Source organism: Natranaerovirga pectinivora (genome assembly GCF_004342165.1).
Taxonomy (GTDB): Bacteria; Bacillota; Clostridia; order Lachnospirales; family DSM-24629; genus Natranaerovirga; species Natranaerovirga pectinivora.
Window position 1 is genome coordinate 68,282 of record NZ_SMAL01000001.1, and the last position, 23,690, is coordinate 91,971.

At 31.3% G+C, this 23,690-nt stretch carries 20 protein-coding genes and 1 other annotated feature; of the genes, 17 read left to right on the forward strand and 3 right to left on the reverse strand.

Annotated features, from left to right (window positions below):
- Positions 1-89: 89 nt before the first annotated feature.
- The gene (gene aroC, locus EDC18_RS00330) at positions 90-1,187 is read right to left on the reverse strand and encodes a chorismate synthase (RefSeq protein ID WP_132249106.1); all 1,098 of its coding nucleotides are present in this window, start codon (positions 1,185-1,187) and stop codon (positions 90-92) included.
- A 217-nt stretch (positions 1,188-1,404) separates the two neighbouring features.
- On the opposite strand from aroC, the gene tgt reads away from it, so the two are divergent.
- Together tgt and yajC are read left to right on the forward strand one after the other, a co-directional pair.
- Complete coding sequence (gene tgt, locus EDC18_RS00335; protein WP_132249968.1) at positions 1,405-2,535, forward strand: tRNA guanosine(34) transglycosylase Tgt; 1,131 nt, start codon at positions 1,405-1,407, stop codon at positions 2,533-2,535.
- Positions 2,536-2,596: 61 nt separating this feature from the next.
- Positions 2,597-2,968 carry a preprotein translocase subunit YajC gene (gene yajC / locus EDC18_RS00340; RefSeq protein ID WP_132249107.1) on the forward strand — a complete coding sequence of 124 codons (372 nt, stop codon included), beginning with the start codon at positions 2,597-2,599 and terminating at the stop codon, positions 2,966-2,968.
- Positions 2,969-3,356: 388 nt separating this feature from the next.
- On the opposite strand, the gene EDC18_RS00345 is transcribed toward yajC, so the two are convergent.
- Entirely contained in the window at positions 3,357-4,193 is an 837-nt protein-coding gene (locus EDC18_RS00345) for a PHP domain-containing protein (protein ID WP_132249108.1), read from the reverse strand.
- A 112-nt stretch (positions 4,194-4,305) separates the two neighbouring features.
- On the opposite strand from EDC18_RS00345, the gene EDC18_RS00350 reads away from it, so the two are divergent.
- From EDC18_RS00350 to EDC18_RS00420, 15 genes are all read left to right on the forward strand, one after another.
- Positions 4,306-4,692, forward strand: a complete 387-nt coding sequence (locus EDC18_RS00350; RefSeq protein WP_132249109.1) for a TIGR04086 family membrane protein — start codon at positions 4,306-4,308, stop codon at positions 4,690-4,692.
- Between the two features lie 105 nt (positions 4,693-4,797).
- Positions 4,798-4,944: a six-cysteine ranthipeptide SCIFF gene (gene scfA / locus EDC18_RS00355; protein ID WP_132249110.1), complete on the forward strand. Its 147-nt coding sequence runs from the start codon at positions 4,798-4,800 to the stop codon at positions 4,942-4,944.
- Between the two features lie 73 nt (positions 4,945-5,017).
- A complete protein-coding gene (gene scfB / locus EDC18_RS00360; protein ID WP_132249111.1) occupies positions 5,018-6,370 on the forward strand; it encodes a thioether cross-link-forming SCIFF peptide maturase in 1,353 nt (450 codons plus the stop codon).
- Between the two features lie 107 nt (positions 6,371-6,477).
- Positions 6,478-8,619, forward strand: coding sequence for a protein translocase subunit SecD (gene secD, locus EDC18_RS00365; protein WP_132249112.1), 2,142 nt, complete (start codon positions 6,478-6,480; stop codon positions 8,617-8,619).
- A 123-nt stretch (positions 8,620-8,742) separates the two neighbouring features.
- Positions 8,743-10,824, forward strand: a complete 2,082-nt coding sequence (gene recJ, locus EDC18_RS00370; RefSeq protein WP_132249113.1) for a single-stranded-DNA-specific exonuclease RecJ — start codon at positions 8,743-8,745, stop codon at positions 10,822-10,824.
- 74 nt (positions 10,825-10,898) lie between these two features.
- Positions 10,899-11,423, forward strand: a complete 525-nt coding sequence (locus EDC18_RS00375) for an adenine phosphoribosyltransferase (RefSeq protein WP_207669136.1) — start codon at positions 10,899-10,901, stop codon at positions 11,421-11,423.
- A gap of 363 nt (positions 11,424-11,786) precedes the next feature.
- A complete protein-coding gene (locus EDC18_RS00380) occupies positions 11,787-13,997 on the forward strand; it encodes a RelA/SpoT family protein (protein WP_132249116.1) in 2,211 nt (736 codons plus the stop codon).
- Between the two features lie 10 nt (positions 13,998-14,007).
- Positions 14,008-14,457 carry a D-aminoacyl-tRNA deacylase gene (gene dtd / locus EDC18_RS00385; protein WP_132249118.1) on the forward strand — a complete coding sequence of 150 codons (450 nt, stop codon included), beginning with the start codon at positions 14,008-14,010 and terminating at the stop codon, positions 14,455-14,457.
- A gap of 15 nt (positions 14,458-14,472) precedes the next feature.
- The gene (locus EDC18_RS00390) at positions 14,473-15,102 is read left to right on the forward strand and encodes an MBL fold metallo-hydrolase (RefSeq protein ID WP_132249120.1); all 630 of its coding nucleotides are present in this window, start codon (positions 14,473-14,475) and stop codon (positions 15,100-15,102) included.
- Positions 15,103-15,107: 5 nt separating this feature from the next.
- Complete coding sequence (gene hemZ / locus EDC18_RS00395; protein WP_132249122.1) at positions 15,108-16,544, forward strand: coproporphyrinogen dehydrogenase HemZ; 1,437 nt, start codon at positions 15,108-15,110, stop codon at positions 16,542-16,544.
- Positions 16,545-16,584: 40 nt separating this feature from the next.
- Positions 16,585-17,151, forward strand: a complete 567-nt coding sequence (locus EDC18_RS00400; protein WP_132249124.1) for an HD-GYP domain-containing protein — start codon at positions 16,585-16,587, stop codon at positions 17,149-17,151.
- Positions 17,152-17,237: 86 nt separating this feature from the next.
- Positions 17,238-17,455, forward strand: a binding site (T-box leader).
- A gap of 234 nt (positions 17,456-17,689) precedes the next feature.
- The gene (hisS, locus tag EDC18_RS00405; RefSeq protein WP_132249126.1) at positions 17,690-18,943 is read left to right on the forward strand and encodes a histidine--tRNA ligase; all 1,254 of its coding nucleotides are present in this window, start codon (positions 17,690-17,692) and stop codon (positions 18,941-18,943) included.
- A 25-nt stretch (positions 18,944-18,968) separates the two neighbouring features.
- On the forward strand, positions 18,969-20,765 hold the full coding sequence (gene aspS / locus EDC18_RS00410; protein WP_132249128.1) for an aspartate--tRNA ligase: 1,797 nt from the start codon (positions 18,969-18,971) through the stop codon (positions 20,763-20,765).
- 238 nt (positions 20,766-21,003) lie between these two features.
- A complete protein-coding gene (locus EDC18_RS00415; protein WP_132249136.1) occupies positions 21,004-21,726 on the forward strand; it encodes a hypothetical protein in 723 nt (240 codons plus the stop codon).
- A gap of 21 nt (positions 21,727-21,747) precedes the next feature.
- Positions 21,748-22,173, forward strand: coding sequence for a SoxR reducing system RseC family protein (locus tag EDC18_RS00420; protein ID WP_132249138.1), 426 nt, complete (start codon positions 21,748-21,750; stop codon positions 22,171-22,173).
- A 41-nt stretch (positions 22,174-22,214) separates the two neighbouring features.
- On the opposite strand, the gene EDC18_RS00425 is transcribed toward EDC18_RS00420, so the two are convergent.
- Positions 22,215-23,582: a hypothetical protein gene (locus EDC18_RS00425; protein WP_132249140.1), complete on the reverse strand. Its 1,368-nt coding sequence runs from the start codon at positions 23,580-23,582 to the stop codon at positions 22,215-22,217.
- Positions 23,583-23,690: the final 108 nt, after the last annotated feature.

The window sequence follows — 23,690 nt, forward strand, 5'->3', positions numbered from 1 at the left end:
CATATATACGGAAAATCCTTAACGCTAGCGTCAGTATAAGCAAGACCAAGTGACTTCGTCACATTAAAAAAAGCCCATCTGGGCTTTTTTTAATTAAATACTTTTTTAATTAAATCCATTCTTGAGGTCATGCTTTTTAGTAGTAGGTCTACTAGTGTTAGGGCTACCATTGCTTCTACGACTACTACGGCTCTTGGTACGATGATTGGGTCGTGGCGGCCGTGGATGTTGATGTCTATTTTTTCGCCGAAGCTGTTGATGGTTGGTTGTGTTTTTTCTATGGATGGGGTTGGCTTTATGGTTGCTTTTAGGAAGATTTGGCTTCCGTCTGTGATACCACCAACGATTCCACCTGCGTTATTGGTTTGTTTTACAACATTGTCGGATTCTATGTCATAGAAGTCGTTGTGTTCAAAGCCAGTCATTTTTGATGCATTGGTGCCACTTCCTATTTCGACTGCTTTTACTGCACCGATTGACATTATAGCTTTTGCAAGGAGGGCATCGCATTTATCAAATACAGGTTCCCCTAATCCTTTTGGAACATTGTTGACGATACATTCTATGGTGCCACCAGATGAGTTTTGGTCTTTCATAATATCAATTAAGTATTGTTCTGCTTCTTTTGAAGCGTCTACATCAGGCATATAGAATGGGTTTTTTAATATTTCTGATTTATCGAATTTGTCACGATTGATGGATATTGGACCTACAGATGATGTATAGGCAGTAATTTCTACGCCTAATGAGGCTAGTAGTTTTTTTGCGATGGCACCAGCTGCAACCCTTCCTGAGGTTTCTCTTCCTGATGCACGTCCGCTGCCTCTATAGTCTCTAAAGCCATATTTGTTATCGTACACAAAATCAGAATGACCAGGACGGTAGACATCTTTTATATTTGAATAATCTTTAGAGCGTTGATCTTGGTTAAATATAACTAAGGATATAGGTGTTCCTGTGGTTTTACCTTCAAATACACCAGATAATATTTCAACTTGATCACTTTCTTTTCTTGGTGTTGCAAAAGATGATTGACCAGGTTTTCTTTTGTTTAAGTCAATTTGAATATCTTCTTCAGTTAACTCAAGACCTGCTGGACATCCATCTACAACAACGCCTAGAGCTTTTCCGTGGGATTCTCCCCAAGTAGAGATTTTAAATAAATCTCCGAAATTTGAACCTGCCATAATATAGTACCACCTTCCAGAATTTATATAAAATTTAAATTAAAACTCAAAATTAAAACTTATATTTACTAGCAAGAGCCATCTTACTTGTATAATGTTTAAATAATGGTATTATTATATATAATATAAAAAGGAATGGCAAGTTAAAACAACTTTGTCTTGAAAATTTGGTACAATAAGGGTATACTTCTTATTGAAAAGGAATGGTGATTTTTTAATGTACAAACTTCATAATATAGATGGTAAAGCAAAAAGAGGAGAGTTACATACTGTACATGGTGTAATACAAACTCCTGTTTTTATGAATGTAGGTACGGCTGCTGCTATTAAAGGTGCTGTGTCTACAGAAGATCTAAAACAAGTAAAATGCCAAGTAGAATTATCTAATACATATCATCTTCATGTAAGACCAGGTGATGGTGTGATTAGAAAATTAGGTGGTTTGCATAAATTTATGGTTTGGGACAAACCAATTTTAACAGATTCAGGTGGATTTCAAGTGTTTTCTCTCACTAGTCTTAGAAAGATTAAAGAAGAAGGTGTATATTTCTCTTCTCATATTGATGGTAAAAAAATATTTATGGGACCAGAAGAAAGTATGCAGATTCAATCCAATTTGGCTTCTACAATTGCTATGGCATTTGATGAATGTCCACCATACCCAGCAACAAGAGAGTATATGAAAGATTCAGTTGATCGAACCACAAGATGGTTGGTTAGATGTAAAGATGAATTAAATAGATTGAATGGATTAGATGATACAATCAATAAAAACCAATTATTATTTGGCATCAATCAAGGTGGTACTTATGAAGATATGAGGATTGAACATGCAAAAGTCATATCTGAATTAGATCTCCCAGGATATGCTATTGGTGGTTTGGCAGTAGGTGAAAGTCACCATGAAATGTATAGAATATTAGAAGCAGTTGTGCCCCATTTGCCACAAAACAAACCAACTTACTTAATGGGCGTTGGAACGCCACAGAATATTCTAGAGGCAGTTGAAAGAGGCGTAGACTTTTTTGATTGTGTTTATCCAACACGAAATGGTAGACATGGACACGTGTATACTAATCATGGTAAAATGAACATGTTAAATGCAAAATTTGAACTGGATGATCGACCAATTGAAGAAGGTTGTGGATGTCCAGCGTGTACCACTTATAGCAGAGCCTATATAAGACATTTATTAAAGGCCAAAGAAATGCTTGGTATGAGATTGTGTGTTCTTCATAATTTATATTTTTACAATAGTATGATGGAAGAAATCAGAGAAGCTATAGAGAACAATCGATATAGTGACTATAAAGCAGAAAAACTTGAAAGATATAATAATGGGAACTAGATTGTAACGCAAGTACAGTAGAGTATCCTAAAAAAATATAAATTAAGAGGAGGATAAAAGGATGGCTAATTTTTTAACACTATTAGGAGCAGGCGTTGAAGCAGGAGCTGAAGCAGGTCAAGCAGGAGGTGGATGGTTAGGAATCATTGTTATTTATGGTGGTTTCCTAGGATTATTATGGTTTATAATGATTCGTCCACAAAAAAAACGTCAAAAAGCAGTTATGGATATGCAAAGCAGTATTAAAGTTGGGGATTCAGTGTTAACAACAGGGGGATTATTTGGTAGAGTTGTTGATGTAGTAAACAACACATTAATCGTTGAATTTGGTACAAACAAAAGTGTAAGAGTACCAATATTAAAAGATGCTGTAGCATCTGTAAGAGAACCTGAATTAACAATAGTAAGAGAAACAGAAGAAATTGATAAATAGTTGGATGATGACCTCACTAATATACTTGGTGAGGTTTTTATATTGTGAAATATATTTCACCAAATTAATAAAAGTATAAAAATAGAAATAATACGTAGTGTTATTAAAAAGAAACTAGGCTTCTCTAATTAAAGGGCTAATATAACCTGAATTATTTACGGAACATGCCTAATATGACCAAGAGACTTGATTCTATTAGGGTTCATAGGCAAGATGTACTCGGGTAGTCCATCAATCAGCCTATGGATTCTAAGAGGGTTAAAGGTCGTAGGTCTGATTTGGTATGCTTTCGTGAATAATTCAGGTATAATATACTTGGCGTCGACCGGCTGAAAGGAAAGGCAGCCAAGTATATTATATAGCCCTTTAATTAGTATCACAAAGTCACTTATATCAAACTTAGTTTTAATTTTTCTAACACTGCATCTGGCACTAAAAGCTTCCCTTTACCAACACCTAAATCAATAAAAGGCTTATTACTACCATGAAAATCAGAACCCCCAGAAATAAGAAGATCATATTTTTTAGCCAATTGCTTTATATAACTTTGTTCTGAGCCAGAATGTAGGGAATAAATAGCTTCAATACCATCTAAACCTTCCTCTTTTAAATGTTCAATAAGCCCTATCAAGCCTTTAGTACTTAAATCATAGAGAAAAGGATGAGCTAATATTGAAATACCGTTGTACTTTTTTATAAGGTTAATAGCTGATTCAGGAGTGACTTTACTTCTAGGAATAAAAGCAGGACAATTGTCCCCAATATATTTTTTAAAAGCCTCATCAATTTTTTTTATATACCCTTTTTTTAGTAACACTTTAGCAAAATGTGCACGAGTTATAACACCATCACAAGATTCATTTGATAAATCTTCATTTGAGATATCAATGCCCAATTCATTAAGACGCTCTATCATCATCTCATTCCTATCACTACGGGATTCTTTAAAAGCATCTAGTTCGTCAATAAAACCTTTGTTGTTCTCGTCAATAAATAAACCTAAAATATGAACATCTTTATTGTTATAACTTGTAGAAAGTTCTATACCACTAATAACTTCGACACCTAAGGCCGCACCAACTGCTTTAGCTTCTCTTACCCCGTTAATTGTATCATGATCTGTTAATGCAATTGCTTTAATGCCTTTGTTTTTTGCATAAGTAACCAATTCAGTTGGTGTCATAGTGCCATCAGAAGCATTTGAATGAACATGTAAATCTATCATAATTTTTCTTCCTTCCTTATATTTACTAATATTGTAATGAAACCTCCACAAACAATCATAAATAATAAATTACCATCGTATAATATTATATAATGAAGTTGGAGGGGAAACAATGCATAAATCAAGAAGTAGAGTGAATGTAGTTGAAAGATCCAAACCATTATCTGTAATAAAAGGTGTTTTATGGGGCTACATATTTACTGCAATAATGATCTTATTATTAACATATCTTCTATTCAAGTTTGATATTACAGAAAGTCAAATATACATAGGCATAGTGGTAACTTATATTTTTTCAACAATTATTGCAGGGTGGATTACAGGAAAAAGTATTAAAGATAATGCTTGGATTTGGGGAAGTTTAGCTGGATTTATTTATTTTATTCTATTAATAGTTGGATCAGTAATCATTAATCAACAAATAGGAGCGGTGAAAGAAATATTTACAATGCTAGCCTTATGTGTTGGTGGAGGCACCCTAGGCGGGATGTTTAGTTAGAATTGGGTTATGTTTCAAATTCATAACTTATCAATATTTTTCTTTGAAAATGGAGAATAGTGTGGTATAATAATCCAAGTTAAATGGTAAAGGAGGATATTGAAAATGAAACATATAAAAACACTTAATACTTCAACATTAAATGAAAGCCTTAAAAAGGGTGGTTGTGGAGAATGTCAAACTTCTTGTCAATCAGCTTGTAAAACATCTTGTACAGTAGGAAATCAAAGTTGTGAAAATACAGATCGTTAATTAATGAAGCAGTGACAAGTGTCGCTGCTTATTATCTGTAACGGGTCGCTATTTGGATGAAAGGAGAATCATTTTGATTCATCAATATAAAAGCAATGGGATTAACATCGTCTTAGATGTATGTAGTGGATCTATCCATATTGTTGATGATATGGTTTATGACATTATTGGTCTTTTTGAAAAAGAAAATGAGGATAGTATTGTCGCTAAATTAAGTCAACAATACAATAAAGCAGATGTTATTGAAGGTATAGAAGAAGTAAAAGAATTAGTAAATGCCCAGTTGTTGTTTACGGAAGATACATATAAGGAACATATACCAACAATTAAATCAACTGAAAAAGTCGTAAAGGCACTATGTTTACATATAGCCCATGATTGTAACTTAGCGTGTAAATATTGTTTTGCAGGTGAAGGGGAATACCATGGTGGCCGTTCTATGATGTCTTTAGAAGTTGGTAAAAAAGCCATAGATTTTCTTATTAAAAATTCAGGGAAGCGTAAAAACCTAGAAATTGATTTCTTTGGTGGAGAACCATTAATGAACTTTGATGTGGTTAAGAAAATCGTTGACTATGCAAGAAGTAGAGAAAAAGAACATAATAAGAATTTTAGATTTACAATGACGACAAATGGTATTTTACTCAGTGAGGAAGTACAAAACTACTTGAATGAGAATATGCACAATGTTGTATTAAGTATTGATGGTAGAAAATCCATTAATGATGCAATGAGACCATCTACAAATGGTAAAGGGAGTTATGAAATAATCTTACCTAAATTCAAAGAGTTCGTTTCTAAAAGAGGACAAAAAGATTATTATGTAAGAGGAACATTTACACATCATAATTTGGATTTTGCAGAAGATGTATTGCATTTAGCAGATGAAGGATTTAAACAGATTTCTGTAGAACCTGTTGTTGCACCTGATGAGATGCACTATAGTTTGAAAAAAGAAGACTTAGAAACTTTATTTGCAGAGTATGATAAACTAGCTTTAAAAATGATTGACCGATTTAAAGAAGGACAAGAATTTAATTTTTTTCATTTTATGATTGATTTAAACCAAGGACCTTGTATTTCTAAAAGATTAGCAGGATGTGGCTCAGGGAATGAGTATCTAGCAGTAACACCTTGGGGTGATTTATACCCTTGTCATCAATATGTAGGGTTGGAAGAATTCTTAATGGGTAATCTTGATACTGGTGTAACCAATAAGGAAACTCAGAAGGAATTTAGCAACTGTAATGTTTATACGAAAGAAAAATGCAATAATTGCTGGGCAAAATTTTATTGCAGTGGTGGATGTAGTGCAAATTCTTATCAATTCCATGGGAATATCTATGATGTATATGATATTGGTTGTGAATTGGAGAAAAAAAGAATTGAGTGTGCTATCATGATGAAGGCAAAATTGTCTGAATAGGTTGTTATTGGTATGCATTAATTCTTGACTAATGTGTTCATAGAACCTATAATTGAATGGAACATAAAAAAACAAAGACATATTATTACTTAAGGAGGAAGTTTTTTATGAAGGGGAAAAGTCTATTAGGTCTTCTATTAGCTTTAGTAATCATTGCTAGTAGTATATTTGTAGCGGTATCTGGAATAGGTCCAGATAAAATTGGGAGTGCAGAAGATATAAGGTTAGGGTTGGACTTAGCTGGTGGTGTGAGTATTACTTATGAAGCTGTTACAGAAAGCTTTACAGAGCAAGAAATGGCAGATACCATTTATAGATTACAAAGACGTGCAGATAGATTCAGTACAGAAGCAGAGGTTTATAGAGAAGGTAGAACTAGAATCAATATTGATATTCCTGGTGTTTCAGATGCCAATGATATTCTTGAACAATTAGGAAGACCAGGGGCATTAGAATTTAGAGATGAAGATAATAATATTATCGTAACAGGAGCAGATGTTGTAAATGCTACGGCAATTACATCTCAAAATAATATTGGTCAATTAGAGTATTCTGTATCTCTTGAATTTAATCAAGAAGGTGCAAGAAAATTTGAAGAAGGAACAAGAGCCAATGTTGGTAAAAGAATATTTATATATTATGATAATGCGTTAGAAAGCATGCCTATTGTTCGTCAGCCTATAGCAGGTGGGAATGCAAGTATTTCAGATATATCAACATTTGAAGTAGCAAGAGACTTGGCATCAACCATTAGAATAGGGGCATTACCTATTGAATTAAAAGAATTACGTTCTAATATTGTAGGTGCAAAATTAGGACAAGATGCAATAGATGCAAGTATTTTAGCAGGGTTAGTTGGTTTAGCCTTAGTGATATTATTTATGATTGCTATGTATAAAGTGCCTGGTGTTGTAGCTGGTTTAGCTTTATTATTATACGTATCATTAATGATTATCTTTATTAATTTATTTAATATTACATTAACATTACCTGGTATTGCAGGTATTATCTTATCTATTGGTATGGCAGTAGATGCTAATGTTATTATTTTCTCAAGAATCAAAGAAGAATTGGCTGCAGAAAAAACATTAAGATCATCTATTAAATCAGGCTTTAATAAAGCAACATCTGCTATATTAGATGGGAATATTACAACCCTTATAGCTGCTATCGTTTTATTCTGGCAAGGAACAGGTCCAATTAGAGGATTTGCTCAGACTTTAGGGCTAGGTATTATTTTATCTATGATTACAGCTTTATTGGTATCTAGAGTATTAATGAACTTATTTATGCAAGCTGGTCTAAAAGATAGAAAATTATATGGCATACAAAAAGAAATTAAGGTATTTGATGTTATTAAAAATACAAAAAGATGGTTCGTTATTTCTATAGCAGTTATCCTTGTTGGATTGGTTGCTATGCCAATTAATTTAGGTACAATGGGAGATATCTTAAATTATGATATTGAATTTGTTGGTGGGACTTCTACATTAGTTGAATTTAATGAAGAAATGACCTTTGATCAAATAGAGCAAAATGTAAGACCACTTGTAGCTGAAGCTACAGGGGACAATAATCCTCAGCTTCAAAGAGTTACAGGTACTAGCCAAGTTATTATTAAAACAAGAGAATTAGGTGTGGCAGAAAGATCTGCGCTATATGAAATACTTGGTGAAAACTTTGGAGTAGAGGCCAATGCAATTACAAGTGAAGGTATTAGTGCAACAGTTAGTAGTGAAATGAGAAACGATGCAATTATAGCAGTGATTATTGCTGCAATAGCAATGTTAATTTATATAACAATAAGATTTAGAGATGTTACATTTGGGGCAAGTGCAGTAGTAGCATTATTACATGATATTCTTGTTGTATTAGCTGTTTATTCTGTGTTTAGAATACCAATTAACAACTCATTTATTGCGGCAATGTTAACAATAGTAGGTTACTCTATCAATGATACCATTGTATTATTTGATAGAATAAGAGAGAACAAAGTTGATATGAAACGTGGAGACTATAAAGGACTTATTAATTCAAGTATAAGTCAAACAATAGGGCGTTCCATCAATACCTCTATTACAACATTCTTAATGATATCTATGTTATTTGTTATAGGTTTTGGAATTACATCATTAAGAGAATTTGCACTACCATTAATGGTTGGTATATTAAGTGGTACTTACTCTTCAATCTTTATTGCAAGTCCACTTTGGAATATATTAAAGAAAAAAGAAGCGAAAAAAGCTTAATAACTAGATAGTGAGTAATATGGTAGCGGAGAATTTATTCTCCGCTACTTTCAAGTCTATCCCTTAGTTACTATGAAGTGTTACTATTGGTTTTAAATGTGAAGAAGTTTTTAGGAGGTTAATATGGTACCTAAAAAAACCATCTGGGAGTTTAAACAAACAGATAGTCCTATAGAAAAAATTATGCAGTTTGCCAAAGTCCCTAAGCCTATAGCTACTATATTGGCTAATAGAGGGATTGACGACAAAGATAAACTAAATCTATTCTTAAATCCTTCAAAAGAACAATTTCATAACCCTTTTTTATTAAAAGACATGGACAAGGCAGTAAATAGGATTCTACAAGGCATTGATTTAAATGAAAAAATATGTATATATGGGGATTACGATGTTGACGGCATTACAAGTACAAGTACTTTATACCTATTCTTAAAAAAAGAACTGGGTGCTAATGTGATTTATTATATACCCAATCGATTAGAAGAAGGATATGGCATCAATACAGGGGCACTAAAAGCCATTAAGGAAATGGGTGTTGATCTTGTTATAACCGTTGATACAGGCATTACTGCCATTGGAGAATGTTCTTATGGTAGAGAAATTGGTTTAGATATGATCATAACAGATCATCATGAATGTCAAGAGGGTATACCTGAAGCCATTGCTGTTGTTAATCCTAAACGAAAAGATTGTAATTACCCATTTAAAATGCTAGCTGGTGTTGGTGTTGTTTTTAAGCTTATACATGCCTTAAGTATTGAAGCTTCTAATATTTCAATGGATACAATATGGAAATACCTTGATATTGTGGCAATTGGGACAGTGGCAGATATTGTACCTTTAGTGGATGAAAATAGAATTATTACATTCAATGCCTTTAAGACCATTCCAAGCACATGGAATATTGGATTAAAATCATTGTTGGCTATAAGTGAGTATAAGCCAGAGAATAAAATGACAGCAGGATTTATTGGTTTTAGATTAGCCCCTAGGTTAAATGCTGGTGGGCGTATAGGTGATGCAAAGAGGGGCGTAGAATTATTTATAACAGAGGATTATAACCATGCACTAGAAATAGCAGAAGAACTTAATAAGGAAAATAGATTGAGGCAAGAATTAGAAGAAAAGATATTCAATGAAGCTGTTAAAATAATTGAAGAAGAACACGATGTTGAAAATGAGAAGATTTTAGTTGTTGCATCTTCCCATTGGCACCATGGCGTAATCGGTATAGTATCCTCTAGAATAACAGAAAAATATTATAGACCAAGTATAATATTATGTATTGAAGAGGGTATTGCCTCAGGATCTGCAAGAAGTGTTGAGGGGTTTAGTATTTTTGATGCCCTCAGTAGCACAAAACATCTCATGAATAAATTCGGTGGACATGATATGGCTGCTGGTATGTCATTGGATGAGGATAAAATTCCATTATTAAGACAAAATTTAAATGAATATGCTTTAAAAGAAATGACAGAAGACACATTAATTCCTAAACTAAAGGCTGATATGGCCATTGGTATTGAAGAAGTAACTTTATCTCTAGTAGAGAAAATAGAGGCTTTGGAACCCTATGGGTTAGGTAATCCAGAACCATTATTTGTGGTAAAAGGTGTAACCCATACTATAAAAGCAATAGGTAAAGATAGTACCCATTTAAGAATTGATGTAAAAGAGAAGGATAAGAGAATCAATGGTATTGGATTTAATATGGCCAATTTTTGTGATTATTTTGAGGAAGGTAGTCATTTGGAAATTTTATGTGCTTTATCAATTAATGAGTGGAATGGGTTAAAAAGTTCCCAAATGATGATAAAAGATATACGACATCCTGAAAAATTAGTAATGGGGCTAAAAAACAACATAAGTGATTATAATAAAACCAAAAAAACAGGAGATAATGAGCTAAAGGATTTATTAATTAAATATGGATTAATCAATGTTTCAAGAGGTGAATTTGAACTCATCTATAAAAAGCTAAATTATTTCTATAAGATAGACAAGAAAAGTATTACAATATTTAATTTAATTAATAAATACGAAGATGATGAATTTATAAAGGTGTTAATTGTATTAGATGTCTTTATTGAGTTAGGTATAGTAACATTAAAGCTAGATTTACCATATATTACTTTCGACTTAATTAAAAACAAAAAAGTTGAATTAGAAAATTCAATATTGTACAACTTAATAAGAGAAGCTTAAACTAATAAAAGTTTTGCCTTATAAATAAAACAATGATATACTTAGTAAGGATTAGCATATAAGGAGCGATGAAGATGAATTTAAAAAAACTAATTAGAAATGTCCCTAACTTTCCTAAGGAAGGTATTATATTTAGAGATATAACAACTATTTTACAAAGTCCAGAAGGATTAAAGTGGGCAATAGAGAGTATGGAAAAATCTTTAGAGGGTCTTGAGTTTGATTACATAATTGGGCCTGAATCTAGAGGGTTTATTTTTGGTGTGCCACTAGCTTATAATTTAGGTAAAGGGTTTATACCAGTAAGAAAAGAAGGTAAATTACCTTATACAACAAAAAGCAAAGCTTATGACTTAGAATATGGTACAGCAACTATCGAAGTGCATACAGATGCATTTACACCAGGACAAAAAGTTGTTATAGTAGACGATTTATTAGCAACTGGTGGAACTTCTAAAGCCATTATTGACTTAGTTGAAGAAATGGGTGGCGAAGTAGTAAAGTTAGTTTACTTAATTGAATTAGACTTTTTACAAGGTAGAAAAGTTTTAGGGGATTATAACGTAACATCATTAATAAATTATGATGATGAAGAATAATATATAAAAGATAAAATGAGACACATAGTGTTTCTTAATGAGTGTCGATTAGTGTCGGCACTCATTTGTAAATTTAAAATTTAAAGAAGTTGCTTTGTGAATATTATAAAATATGATAGGGCTAGGGATTTCTTAATAAGTAATAACCAGTAGACACCCATCCTATATAGAAGGATTTTTGATTTATAAGAGGGTTTTGAAAGGCTGTTATGTTTTTAATATCCTGTTATATATGAAAAATTCTAATTGACAATTTAACAATAATTATCTAAAAGGCGGCGTCTTTTCTTGCAATTTATTATAAAAAAAACTATAATATATTAAAATATGACTTTAATTAATAGAAATCACGGGTGAGTGCTTATGCTAGAGGCATTATATGAACAATTATTAGAAACTGTAAAAAAATATCATCCTTCAGATGATTTTACAATGTTTGAAAAAGCTTATAAAATTGCAAATGATGCACACGGACAACAATTAAGAAAATCAGGTGAACCCTATATAATTCACCCTATTTCTGTTGCAATAATACTGGCTGAGTTAGAGTTGGATAAAGAATCTATTGTAGCAGGTATTTTACATGATGTGGTGGAAGACACATTATTGACCCATGAAGAAATTGCAAAAGAATTTAGCGAAGAAGTTGCATTATTAGTAGATGGCGTTACAAAACTAAGTCAAATTCCCTATGCATTAGACAAAGAAGAAATTCAGGCTGAAAACTACAGAAAAATGTTCTTGGCTATGGCAAAAGACATAAGAGTTGTTTTAATTAAACTAGCAGACAGACTACACAATATGAGAACTTTAAAATTTATGCCAGAGCATAAACAAAAAGAAAAAGCCAAAGAAACATTGGATATTTATGCACCATTAGCCCATAGGCTTGGTATATCAAAAATAAAAGTTGAATTAGAAGATTTATCTTTTAGATATATGAATCCAGAAGCTTACTATGAGTTAGTGGATAAAATCGATAGAAAAAGAGATGAAAGAGTCAATTATGTTGAAAATATCGTAAGTGATGTAAAAGAACAATTAGCTGATCTTGGTATTGAAGCAGATGTAGATGGACGTCCTAAACATTTCTTTAGTATTTATAAAAAAATGGTTAGTCAGAATAAAACCCTTGATCAAATTTATGATTTGTTTGCGGTAAGGGCAATTGTAGAATCGGTTAAAGATTGTTATGGCGTGTTAGGGGTTATACATGAGATGTATAAGCCTATTCCTGGTCGTTTTAAAGACTTTATCGCTATGCCTAAACCTAATATGTACCAATCCCTACATACAACATTGATTGGTCCAGAAGGAGAACCTTTTGAGATTCAAATTAGGACGTATGAAATGCACAGAACTGCAGAATTTGGTATAGCAGCTCATTGGAAATACAAAGAAGGTAAAACAGGAACGACAAAACAAGAAAGTGAAGAGCAAAAACTATCTTGGCTTAGACAAATATTAGAATGGCAAAGAGATCTCTCAGACAATAAAGAGTTTATGGATACGCTTAGAACGGATCTAGATGTTTTTACCGACCAAGTATATTGCTTTACGCCTACAGGTGATGTTATCGATTTACCTGCTGGTTCTACGCCAATAGATTTTGCATATCATATTCATAGTGCCGTTGGTAATAAAATGGTTGGTGCTAGGGTAAATGGAAGAATAGTAACCATAGACTATCAAATTAACAATGGGGACCGTATTGAAATTATAACAAGTCAAAATTCTAAAGGACCAAGTAGAGATTGGCTCAAAATAGTAAAAAGTTCACAGGCTAAAAATAAAATATCTCAATGGTTTAAAAAGGAATTTAAAGAAGAAAATATTACAAAAGGAAAAGAACTATTAGAGAAATATGCACGCTCTAAAAATATTGTTTTATCAGATATATTAAAACCTGAATGGATGAAAATTGTTCAAAGAAAATACGGTTTTCATGACTGGGACTCTGTTTATGCATCTATTGGACACGGTGGATTAAAAGAAGGTCAGGTATTAAACAGATTACATGAAGAATATAAGAAAAAACAAGTCAAACATATAACAGATGAAAGTATATTAGTGAACCTTCCTGAGAAAGAAAAACCTGAACCAAAGAAAAAATCAAAAAGCGGTATTGCAGTTAAGGGTGTTCATGATGTTGCAGTGAGATTCTCCCGATGCTGTAATCCTGTGCCAGGAGATGAAATTGTAGGCTTTATAACTCGTGGTAGAGGTGTATCTATTCACAGAACAGACTGTATCAATATGATAACATTGCCTGAGATGGAAAGACATAGATTAATTGAATCAGAGTGGGAAATTGATACTGAAAGTCATAACTTATTATACCAGGCTGAGATTCAGATATATGGAACAGATAGAACTGGTTTACTTGTAGACATATCAAAAGTTTTAACAGAAGAAAAATTACCTGTTAAATCTTTAAATGCTAGATCAAGTAAAAAAGGTGAAGCAATATTCAATATCACTGTAGAAATCAACGGTATACCTCAATTGAATAAGTTAATTAATAAAATAAGTAACTTAGAAGGGGTAAAGGATATCATAAGAACAAGTAGTTAGGAATGATAAAATGAGAGCAGTTATACAAAGGGTAAGTAAAGGCAGTGTAAAAGTTAATGGAGAAATTGTTGGCAAAATAGATAAAGGGATTTTGGCATTAATTGGTATTAGTGATTCCGATAATGATGAAACAATCCAATACATCATTCAAAAGATACTTGATTTAAGAATATTTGAGGATGATAATGACAAAATGAACCTGTCATTAAAAGATATCAAAGGGGGGCTATTGGTCGTACCTAATTTTACATTATATGGGGACTGTAGAAAAGGAAGACGTCCAAGTTATGCTTCAGGGGCCAGTGTTGAAAACGCTAGGTTAATATTTGAAAAGTTTATGACTCAATTAAAAAACAGTTATGATTTAGTAGAGCAAGGTGTATTCCAAGCAGAAATGCAAGTAGAATTACTAAATGATGGTCCTGTTACACTTTTAATTGATAGTGAACGTAATTTCTAAAGAAGGTGCTTAATAATGGAAGTGAAAACGTTAATATTAGGAGAATTACAGACAAATTGTTATTTAATTATTAACGATAAAAGTAAATCTGTAATGATAGTAGATCCTGCTACAGATTTTAACAATGAAATAGATGAAGTAATTCTTAAAAATCAATTAAAACCTGTTGCAGTATTATTAACCCACGGGCATTTTGATCATATAGGTTCTGTTGGGTACTTAAAAAATAAGTATAATGTGCCTATTTATGCGTCGAAATATGAAAATGATCTTATGTCAAATAGCGCATTAAATTTATCAAAAAGCTTTTTAAATATGAGTATTACTGGGGAAGCAGATATTATTATTAAAGACAATGCGGTAATAGAGCTAGATGGTATTTCAATTAGATGTATAGAAGTACCAGGTCATACAGAAGAAAGCATATGTTATTATATAGAAGCTGAAAACCTACTTTTTTCAGGAGACACATTATTTAGAAACAGTGTGGGTAGATCAGATTTTTATAATGGACCATCTAATACATTGCAGGAGAAAATAAAAGAAAAATTATTGGTATTGCCTGAGGAAACAAATGTATTTCCTGGACATGGCTTTGCAACAACAATAGAAGAGGAAAAAAGGAATAATAGTTACCTAAGGTGAGTTATATGAATCTAAATATTAAAGGAATAGATAATACCTATGATATTGAAATGCTCTTATCTGCTTTTTATCCTTTAGATAAAATTATTAAAAATCAAGAAACTCATAGTGATACATTATGTGTTGATATTGAGGTTGAAGATAAGATTACTATAAGCATTACGGAAAATAAGATAGAGGTCTATAAGACATCTCTTTTACAAGAAGAGGATTTTAAAAATACTAAGTTGAAGATCAAAAGGGTACTCTTTAATGCATTAACCAATATGACTAAGAAAGAATTGCCTTGGGGAACATTAACTGGCATTAGACCTGTTAAAATAGCAATGGATTTAATAAAAAAAGAAAAAAATGAAGAAGCAATAAAAACCATATTGAATGAAAAGTATTTACTCTCAGATGAAAAAATGAATTTAATGATGGAGATAGCAAAAGAAGAATTAAAAGTTCTTAACAAATACACTGAAGATGATTATAGTGTGTATATTGGCATACCTTTTTGTCCAACGAAGTGTTTATATTGTTCATTCACTTCTTTTTCTATGAATAAATATGAAGATTTATCAGATAAATATCTTGATGCATTAGAAAAAGAAATTGAATACACGTCATATAAATTTAAAGATAAGAGATTAAGAACCATTTATATTGGTGGAGGAACACCTACAGCATTATCTGAAAGACAACTGAGTCGGCTAATAAAAATGGTAGAAAAGTATTTTAATCTTACGGATTTAGATGAATATACAGTAGAAGCAGGGAGACCTGATTCCATTACTAGAGAAAAATTAGAAATATTAAAAAATAAAAATATAACAAGAATCTCTATCAACCCACAAACAATGAATCAAAAAACCCTTGATACAATTGGCAGAAGTCACTCAATTGAAGCTGTAATAGAGGTATATAACCAAGCAAGGGCATTAGGTTTTAATAATATAAATATGGATGTTATTTTAGGGTTGCCAAATGAAACAGTAGAAGAAGTAAAGAAAACTTTTGACTATGTGAAAGAAATGAAACCCGATAGTTTAACAGTTCATACTTTAGCAATTAAAAGAGGTTCAAAACTAAATATTAAAACAAACAATTACGAAGATGTAGCCACTAAAGAAGCAAATGAAATGCAAAAAATAAGCAGTGATGCTGCAAAAGATTTAGATCTAATACCTTACTATTTATACAGACAAAAAAACATAGTGGGTAATCTAGAAAATATAGGATATGCAAAAGAGAATAAGCTTTGTATATACAATATTTTAATAATGGAGGAAGCACAGACCATTATAGCACTAGGTGCAGGGGCTATTAGTAAAATTATATTTCCTAACAATAGAATCGAAAGAATAGAAAATGTAAAGAATGTAACAGATTATATAGATAGAATCGATGATATGATTAATAGAAAAGAATTGTTTTTTAAGAAGGAAGAAAGCAGATAACACATTGGTTCTTTTCAATTTATATTAAAAGGGGTAAATAATGATAAAAGAAGAAGGGCATATTATTGAAGAAATGGATAACATAATTGAACATGGTATAGAAGTAAGTCAATTATCTTATTTAGTTGGGAAAGAATTAGGCCTTAGCAAAGATGAGTGCTATGAACTAGCAATTGCAGGAGTGGTACACGATATAGGGAAACTTAAGTTAAATAAATATATTTATGATAAATATGAGGATTTAACAAAAGAAGAAAGAGTTCATGTTAGATCACACTCAAATATTGGGTATGATATATTAAAAGGCTATGATTTTTCTGATAATATTAATAAGTGGATTTTATACCATCATGAAAATTATGATGGGAGTGGCTATCCAGAAAACTTAGTAGGGGATCAAATTCCTTTAGGTGCTAGAATATTAAGGATTTGTGATACTTACTCTGCTTTAACATCTAATAGGGTATATCGAAAAGCCTTTGATTATGAAACGGCCATGAAGATGATGATAGATGAAATAAAAATTTATGATTTGGAAGTATTTATTGTTTTTCAAAAGATTATCAATGAAATGAATCTTTATGGTGAAGAAAAAAAAGATGCTTGAATTACTACTTGACAAAATAAGGAAACTTGAATACAATCAATAAAGTAGAATACTGTATATTAGTAGAAGATTTGAGTAAATAATATAATAAAGCAGTGATGAGGAAAAGTAATTTATTAGTTCTTTTACAGAGAGAGAAACCTTGACTGGAAGTTTCTTAAAGAATAATAAGTGAAAGACACCTTAGAGTGATTGGCTGAAGTGAGTAGGCTAATACGGTTCGTCGCCGTTATATGACTATAAGAGGGTTTTTAAAACCAAACAGGGTGGTACCGCGGGTATAGAATTATAACTCGTCCCTGACATTTTGTCAGAGACGGGTTTTTTTGTGTCTTAATTTATATACATTTTATTTTTGAGTACGTTTCATATGGAATATATAATAAGTCTGGCTGCCTTTCCTTTCAGCCTGTCGACGCCAGACTCATTATATATTCCATATGAAACTATGTGCAATTGGGAAGTGTATAAATAACATTAGTTTGTTTTAATTAAAGTTTAAAAATTAGTTATGAGATAGAGATTAAGGAGGGATTTTATGCTTACTCAAGCGCCTAGAGGCACTAAGGATTGGTTTGGTAAAGATATTTTATTGAAAGCAAAGATTGAAGAGTTTGCTCGTGAGATTTGTAAAAATTATAATATTAATGAAATTGCTACACCAATGTTTGAGCATACTGAGTTGTTTTTAAGAGGTGTTGGTGAGACAACGGATGTGGTTCAGAAAGAAATGTATACTTTTGATGACAAAGGTGGTAGAAGTATTACATTAAAGCCAGAAGGTACTGCAAGTGCTGTTAGGGCTTATTTAGAGAATAATATGTATGCGGAAGTGCAGCCTACAAAGTTATTTTATTTTACACCAGCTTTTAGATATGAAAAGCCACAGTCAGGTAGATTTAGACAGCATCACCAATTTGGTGTGGAATTTTTTGGTTCAACGGAACCTCAAGTGGAATTAGAGGTTATATCGGTAATCAAAGAATTATTAAATAAACTTGGATTAAAAGATGCGAAACTTCACATAAATAGTATTGGTGGTCCAGAAAGTCGTAAGAAGTATAATGAAATTTTAATGAATTTCTTTAATCAGAATAAAGATAAGTTCTGTAAGACTTGTTTAGAAAGAATGGAAAAGAATCCCCTAAGGGTTCTTGACTGTAAAGTGCCAACATGTAGTGAGTTGGTTAGAGAGGCACCTAGAACAATTGATCATTTAGAAGAAGATTGTTATAACCATTTTGAAAAATTAAAGGGGTTATTAACAGCTCTTGGTATTGAATATGTGGTTGATCCTAATGTGGTTAGAGGATTAGATTATTATACAAAAACAGTTTTTGAATTTATCAATTCAGATGGGTTGACACTATGTGGTGGTGGAAGATATGATAATCTAGTTAAAGAAATAGGGGACAAGGATGTTCCTGCAGTTGGTTTTGGAATTGGTATTGAGAGAATCATTTTATTTTTAGAAAATGAGAATATTGACTTGAATGTTGAAAAACCAATAGAAATCTATGTAGGTGTTATGGGTGAAGCTGTTATAGCTGATGCATATAAAATTGTTAAAGATTTAAGAGAGAATGGCATTAAAGCAGAAACAGATTACTTAGGAAGAAGTGTAAAAGCTCAAATGAAATATGCCAATAAAATTGGTGCTAAGTATTCAGTAGTAATCGGTGAAAATGAAATTAAAGAAAATAAAATCACAGTTAAACATATGGAAACTGGTGATCAAGTAGAATTAAAAATTGAAGAGATAACTGATTTTATGAAAAAAACGATACTTTAAGAAAAGATTTATGGAGGGATACACAATGGGTGAATCAATGCAAGGCTTGAAAAGAAGCCATCGTTGTACAGAATTATCAATGGAGAACATAGACCAAAAAGTTTTGGTTATGGGATGGGTACAAAAAAGAAGAGATTTAGGTGGTGTAATATTCTTAGATTTAAGAGATCGTTCTGGGGTATTACAAGTTGTTATTGACACAAGTACCATAGGTGCTGATTTATTTAAAAAAGCAGAAAAAATAAGAAGCGAATTCGTTGTAGCCATTGAAGGTGTTGTTGAAAAACGTTCAGATGAAACGATCAATAAAAATATTGCAACAGGAGAAATAGAAATAAGAGCCAATGATTTAAGATTGTTATCAGAAGCAGAAACGCCACCATTCCAAATAGAAGAAAACAGTAACGTAAAAGAAGAATTAAGATTAAAATACCGTTACTTAGACTTAAGAAGACCTGACTTACAAAGAAATCTTATAATGCGTAATGCAGTTTCAATACTTACAAGAGAATTCTTAAATCAAGAAGGCTTTTTAGAAATAGAAACACCTATGTTAACAAAAAGCACACCAGAAGGAGCAAGAGATTACTTAGTACCAAGTCGTGTACACCCAGGTAATTTTTATGCGTTACCACAATCACCACAGATTTTTAAACAATTATTAATGTTATCAGGCTATGATAGATATTATCAAATTGTAAAATGTTTTAGAGATGAAGATTTACGTGCAGATCGTCAACCAGAATTTACACAAATCGATATGGAATTATCATTTGTTGATGTAGATGATGTGATTGAGATCAATGAAAAGTTATTGCAAAAAATGTTTAAAGAAGTATTAAATGTAGATATTACCCTTCCAATTGAAAGATTAACTTATGAAGACGCTATGAATCGTTTTGGTTCAGACAAACCTGATACACGTTTTGGATTTGAGTTAGTGGATTTAACAGAAGTTTTAAAAGACTGTGAATTCAAAGTGTTTAAATCAGCTATTGAAAGTGGCGGCAGTGTAAGAGCTATTAATGCAAAAGGTTGTGGAGACTTCCCAAGAAGAACCATTGATGCATTAGGTGAATATGCAATGACTTTTGGTGCAAAAGGAATGGCTTGGATTGTTATCAATGAAGATGGCAGTTATAAATCTGTTATAACAAAATTCTTAAAAGATGAAGAAATACAAAATATAGTAAAATCAGTAGATGGTCAACCAGGGGACTTAATATTATTTGCAGCTGATAAAAATGATATTGTATACGATGTTCTTGGTAATCTAAGATTAGAAATAGCAAGAAGACTTGAAATTCTTAATAAAGATGAATTTAAATTTGTATGGGTAACAGAATTCCCATTACTTGAATGGGCACCAGAGCAAAAAAGATATGTAGCAAAACATCACCCATTTACAATGCCGATGGAAGAAGATTTACACTTGTTAGAAACTGATCCAGGAAAAGTAAGAGCTAAAGCTTATGATATCGTATTAAACGGTACAGAAATTGGTGGAGGAAGTATAAGAATCTATCAAAAAGATGTACAAGAGAAAATGTTTGAATGCTTAGGATTCACGAAAGAAGAAGCATATGAAAGATTTGGATTCTTATTAAATGCCTTCAAATATGGAGTTCCACCACATGGTGGCTTAGCTTATGGTCTAGATCGTATTCTTATGTTAATGACAGGCTCAGATAGTATTAGAGACGTCATTGCATTCCCTAAAATCAAAGATGCGTCTTGCCCAATGACAGAGGCACCAGGTACTGTAGAAGGGAAGCAATTAGAAGAGTTAAGTTTAAAAATTGATATGATAGAAATAGATTAAGTTGAGCGAATAATATAAGATAATGTTCAGGATGATATGTATGATCATCCTGAATTTTTATATTAGGGTATGATATTTTTTATGAAATGAATTAGAAATGTCACTTCTTTAATTAGTCTTAATATAAGTGATAAAGAATAGGGTAGCAGTAACAATGATTAAAAACTGGACTAGAAGTCCATAATTATGATAAACTGAAGATAGGGTTTAAGTAATTATAATATAATGAGGTGATCCAATGAATAATTCAAGATATACATATGGGTTTTTATTGATTATTATTGGTTTTTATGTTCTAATGAATAATTTTATTAATATAAGCATTGGAAGAGGAATACCTTTTATTATAGCATCCATTATTTTATTTGTTCTATATTTTAATAAAAAGGAAAAATGGCTTTTGTCTATGTCTATAATATTTCTTTTTTTGGGTCTGCTTAGGTTTGTTCCAACACTTCCTATTATAGGTGTTTATTTAGAAGATAGTATTTTTTATTTATTTACCGGCGTTGTATTAATGAGTTTGTATTTTAAAAGAAAAGGTTCTTTTAGTTTAGTATTAGGTTCCTTTCTTTTGTGGATCGGTATAGGAAGAGTTATATCGGTAATACCAATTTTAGTTGAAATAAATTCGGGAATATTTTTGATAAGTCTAGGCATGGCCTTCTTAACAATTTATCTAGTACGGTTCAAGAAATGGTTGCTTATACCAGCAGGTGTTTTAATTACTTTAGGTGTATGGCATATTATTGATTATTATTATGAATTTAAATTGGGGAACATAAGTATATCTGCAATTATAATAGCCTTCTTATTAATAAGCATAGGAATTAACTTGTTAATTGGAAAAGACAAAAAAACTAATAGTGATCATAAAATTAATAACAATATGAGAAATCATAATAAAATAGATGATGAAATTATCATTGATTTATCCGATGATGATGTTCAAGATAAGTAAATATAAAAAGTAGGTGATTTAGTGGAAGAAGTAGGTGTAGTTGTAGCAGAAAAAGGAAAATTCATAGTAGTTAAAATGGAAAGAAAAGAAGCCTGCTCTACCTGTGGTGCTTGTTCATTAGGAAGAGAAGACAAGGAAATGGTTTTAGAGGCAGAAAATAGATGTTATGCAAAAGTAGGAGATTTGGTTTCTGTACAATTAACTCAAGAAAAGTTTTTAAGTGCAGTATTGATAATGTACACAATACCGCTAATTTCGTTATTAGCTGGTTTAGGTGTTGGATACTTAATTGGATTTGTATTTGATATAGGGATGGTTGAATTTATTAGTGTGATTTTAGGATTCATCTTTTTAGTTATATCGTATATTGTTATTCGTAAAAACGAAGAAAAATTTCAACAAAAAAAATTCAGACCTCAAGTTACTAATGTTATAAAGCAAGATTAAATTATAAAAGTTGGAAGCTAGGCTTCCAACTTTTTATTATATTATTGTTCTAATAGTTCATTATTAATAGTAGGATCATCTTTTTTAGATGTCTCTATGGTTTCATCTACAGCTTCATTGCTAATTTCTGCAGTTTGAATATTTTCTCCTTTTGATTTTGCCGTTAGAAATTTTATTTCTTCTTTTAACTTTTTAATATCCATTTCTGCTTTTGTATATTTATTTCTCCACTTTTTACCTTCATCTTGTAATTGTTTTGCAAAATTAGTTAATTCGTTGTACTGTTGAACAATGGTGTCTTGAATTTCTATTAGAGAATCAATATTTTCAATATTATCACTTTGATCAGGGTTTGTTGAAGCAGCCATTAAAGTTGGTTGTTGTTTTTGTAAAAGGCTATTTAATAATAAGGATAATTCTCGATTCATACTTTGATTTAATAATATGTTTTCTAAATCAATTTGACTTAAGACTAAAAGATTTATATTTTGATTGATAAAACCATAATATCTTTGACCATATAATTGATCAACGATATTTGTAAAGTGTATTTTATCTATATTATCTTGTTGAGAGGAACCCTTTGTTACATCACTAAAACTTATACCATTATTAGTAGAGAAGGTTAATTTACTCGTCTTTAATTCAATCCAGTTAATCCATATGAGCTCTTGGTACTTAAAAATAATTGGCTCAATAGTATTAGGAGATGTATATATTAAACTAGAGACATCATCTTTGGTGTTGAGATAATACAATTGATTCTGACCAAATTGTTCACACATATACACTATATGAAGACAAGAATTATCATTGCATAAGCTTGAATATGTCAGTGGATTATTTTGTTTTTTTATAGATCTTTCTAGGCCCCAATCCTTGTTAGTGAAATCATATGAATATAGACCTAATTCATACTCTTCATTTTTGGTGGTACACATTAAAATTAGTTTATTATCGCTAATGGTCAAATCATATTTTGAGTCTAATCTTGGAAGTGACAACAAAGACTGTGGTGAAGAATTTGTATCATTTAAATGGTGAAATATCAAATCATAAGATTCGTCATAAGGATTATTGGCAGTATAAAATAAATAGATATCCTCTTTATGACATATAAATTGTAAGTTAGAAATATTATAAGTGTTTTGCCTATCATCTAAAATAATATCTCTTGTATAATTATCATTTTCTTCCTTAACATGAATGATCTTATTGTCTTTGCTTTTATATATGATGTGAAGATTTTTTTGTGAATCTAGTGATGCAAAATAAACAGATGTACAGTTTCTAGCTATTGGTACAATTCGACTATTATATTTGCTTGGAATAGCTTTAGAATAAATGCTTTCATTCATAAAAGATATGTAAGTGATATTCTGACTATCCTTTTTTAATAAATATGACACGAGTCAACCCCCTAAAAATTCTATTTTATAAAAGTATATTCTGACAGAAAATTTATATGATAAATTAATCTTGTACATTGTAACGAAAAAGGGACTTAATTCATAATA

What these genes read in the sequence shown, in the direction of transcription:
- hemZ (WP_132249122.1), top strand. Translation starts at nt 15,108, where the DNA reads ATGAATCTAAATATTAAAGGAATAGATAATACCTATGATATTGAAATG.
- tgt (WP_132249968.1), top strand. Translation starts at nt 1,405, where the DNA reads ATGTACAAACTTCATAATATAGATGGTAAAGCAAAAAGAGGAGAGTTA.
- EDC18_RS00345 (WP_132249108.1), bottom strand. Translation starts at nt 4,193, where the DNA reads ATGATAGATTTACATGTTCATTCAAATGCTTCTGATGGCACTATGACA.
- dtd (WP_132249118.1), top strand. Translation starts at nt 14,008, where the DNA reads ATGAGAGCAGTTATACAAAGGGTAAGTAAAGGCAGTGTAAAAGTTAAT.
- aspS (WP_132249128.1), top strand. Translation starts at nt 18,969, where the DNA reads ATGGGTGAATCAATGCAAGGCTTGAAAAGAAGCCATCGTTGTACAGAA.
- EDC18_RS00375 (WP_207669136.1), top strand. Translation starts at nt 10,899, where the DNA reads ATGAATTTAAAAAAACTAATTAGAAATGTCCCTAACTTTCCTAAGGAA.
- aroC (WP_132249106.1), bottom strand. Translation starts at nt 1,187, where the DNA reads ATGGCAGGTTCAAATTTCGGAGATTTATTTAAAATCTCTACTTGGGGA.
- hisS (WP_132249126.1), top strand. Translation starts at nt 17,690, where the DNA reads ATGCTTACTCAAGCGCCTAGAGGCACTAAGGATTGGTTTGGTAAAGAT.
- secD (WP_132249112.1), top strand. Translation starts at nt 6,478, where the DNA reads ATGAAGGGGAAAAGTCTATTAGGTCTTCTATTAGCTTTAGTAATCATT.
- recJ (WP_132249113.1), top strand. Translation starts at nt 8,743, where the DNA reads ATGGTACCTAAAAAAACCATCTGGGAGTTTAAACAAACAGATAGTCCT.
- EDC18_RS00380 (WP_132249116.1), top strand. Translation starts at nt 11,787, where the DNA reads ATGCTAGAGGCATTATATGAACAATTATTAGAAACTGTAAAAAAATAT.
- EDC18_RS00400 (WP_132249124.1), top strand. Translation starts at nt 16,585, where the DNA reads ATGATAAAAGAAGAAGGGCATATTATTGAAGAAATGGATAACATAATT.
- scfA (WP_132249110.1), top strand. Translation starts at nt 4,798, where the DNA reads ATGAAACATATAAAAACACTTAATACTTCAACATTAAATGAAAGCCTT.
- EDC18_RS00390 (WP_132249120.1), top strand. Translation starts at nt 14,473, where the DNA reads ATGGAAGTGAAAACGTTAATATTAGGAGAATTACAGACAAATTGTTAT.
- EDC18_RS00415 (WP_132249136.1), top strand. Translation starts at nt 21,004, where the DNA reads ATGAATAATTCAAGATATACATATGGGTTTTTATTGATTATTATTGGT.
- EDC18_RS00350 (WP_132249109.1), top strand. Translation starts at nt 4,306, where the DNA reads ATGCATAAATCAAGAAGTAGAGTGAATGTAGTTGAAAGATCCAAACCA.
- yajC (WP_132249107.1), top strand. Translation starts at nt 2,597, where the DNA reads ATGGCTAATTTTTTAACACTATTAGGAGCAGGCGTTGAAGCAGGAGCT.